Origin of the sequence: Clostridium fallax, from assembly GCF_900129365.1 — a bacterium.
GTDB classification, from domain to species: Bacteria; Bacillota; Clostridia; order Clostridiales; family Clostridiaceae; genus Clostridium_AH; species Clostridium_AH fallax.
Map to the genome: position 1 here is coordinate 1 of NZ_FQVM01000059.1, position 2,221 is coordinate 2,221.

Consider the following 2,221-nt stretch of genomic DNA (forward strand, 5'->3'; position numbering starts at 1 on the left):
CCTTTAATGCAATAAAAAATAATTCCATTGAAAGAGAAAAAAATAGTTTAAGTATAATCTTTAACCAATTAGATATTATATTAAATTCTGCTGAATCTCTAACTACTAACCTTATAATTAATAATGATATACAAAATATATTAGATAAATATAGTTCTAAAGATACTTATCCTACTAAAGATGAATATCTTAAACTAAAAAATCAACTGGATAATATAATTTATCAAAATAAGGTTATATCTGGTGCTATACTTCATAGTACTAATGGATTCAAAATGAAGTCTAATAATAAGTTTATTTCTCTTTTAGATGGAAATTTATTAAATTTTAATAATTGGTATGGACCTATAAAAAGTATAAACAATGAAGTTTATCTTCATTTACCTAAAAAAATATTTAATAAAAATACTGGAAAACTTATTGGTTATTTAGAAATTTTTGTATCAGAAGATTATATATCTAAAAATTATAAAACTAATGAACTTCATAATAAATATATGAATTTATTTCTAGTAAATAGCTCTGGAATTATATTTTCCTCTTCAGATAAAAAGAATATGTTGAAATCTTTCTTTGATATAAGAAAAAATATCAGTTTTACCGATAAAAATATTCCTTTTAAGTCCTTAACTGATAAAAAAGAAAATAGACTAACACTTATGTGCTATTATCCAAAATTAAATTTTAATATTATTGGAGATATTTATTTAAGTAACATAATATATGAAAAGGAAAAATTAATATTACCATTAATAGGATTATTATTTATAGGAATTATTTTTTCATATATACTTTCAAAAAAAATATCAAATTCTATGGTAAAGCCTATACAAAATCTATTTAATAGAATAGATGAAATAGAAAAAGGAGATTGGAATTCTGAAATAAATATAATATCTCAAGATGAAATAGGTTTACTTTCAATAAAATTTAATAAACTAATATTTAATATAAAAAACTTAATGTCAAAAATATCCTATGAACAAAATAAAAAGAAAGAATTTGAACTTGAATTAATGCAATTACAAATTAAGCCTCATTTTTTATATAACTCTTTAGAAAATATTTGTGCTTTAGCAGAATTAGATAGAAATGATGAGGTTATTGATATGATTTTTAATCTTTCTACCTTTTACAGAGGAGTTTTAAATAAAGGAAATACGATTATTTCCTTAGGTGAAGAGCTAAACCTAACTGAAAGTTATTTAAAAATTATGAGTGTTCGTTACTATAATTTGTTTTCTTATAATATTGAGTGTGATGAATCTATAAAGAATTTAGGTTGTCTAAAACTATTACTACAGCCTTTAGTAGAAAATTCTATTTATCATGGAATTAAAAATAATATTTCTAAAGAGGGCTTTATAGATATTATAATAAAGAAACATACAGAAAAATTATTTATTACCATAAAAGATAATGGTATAGGAATCACCGAAAAAGAACTTTCTAATTTATTAAATACTAATATATCTTCCTCTTCTAAAGGGGGATTTGGAGTAAAGAATACTATTGAAAGATTAAATTTATTTTTCCCTAATGAATATGATTTCTTAATTAAAAGTGAAAAATATAATGGTACTGAAATAACAATAACTATTCCAATAAACTTAAAGGAGAGAGATTATGCTTAATATTCTTATAGTTGATGATGAATACTTAATAAGAGAAAAATTAAAAAAATATATAAAAGAAAGTAGTTTTTCAGTAAATTTATTAGTTGAAGCTAATAATGGATTAGATGCTTTAGATATAATTAAAAAATTTGATATTCATATAGCTTTAACAGACATTCGAATGCCTTTATTAAACGGCTTAGAATTTATAGAAGAAATTAAAAAAAATGATTATAAAACCAAAGTAATATTTTTAACAGGATTTGAAAAATTTGAATATGCTAAAAAGGCTATTGATTTTAATGCTATTGATTATTTATTAAAACCTATAAAAAAAGAAGTACTTTATAAATCAATAAATAAAGCCTTAAATTTAATAGATAAAGAAGAAAAAAATATGTTAGCTATAAATAACTTAGAAGAAAATGATAAATATTCTTTTTTATTTAATCTACTATATGATTATGAAAATCTTAATAACTGTCCTTTAAATATAAAAAATACAAATTTTATTTTTATTACAATAGATCTAAATAAAAGTGTAAATAATAATTATATTTATAAATTTTTATATAATAATTTTATTAATAACTATGAAGTAATTT

At 19.9% G+C, this 2,221-nt stretch carries 2 protein-coding genes; both read left to right on the plus strand.

Translation table 11 applies throughout. The features are described 5' to 3' along the window. The coding region (locus tag BUA70_RS12825; protein WP_072897905.1) for a sensor histidine kinase at positions 1-1,634 on the plus strand (1,634 nt) is incomplete at its 5' end. Next, on the plus strand, positions 1,627-2,221 hold a 595-nt coding region (locus tag BUA70_RS12830; protein WP_143762344.1), incomplete at its 3' end, for a response regulator. The genes BUA70_RS12825 and BUA70_RS12830, both read left to right, overlap by 8 nt.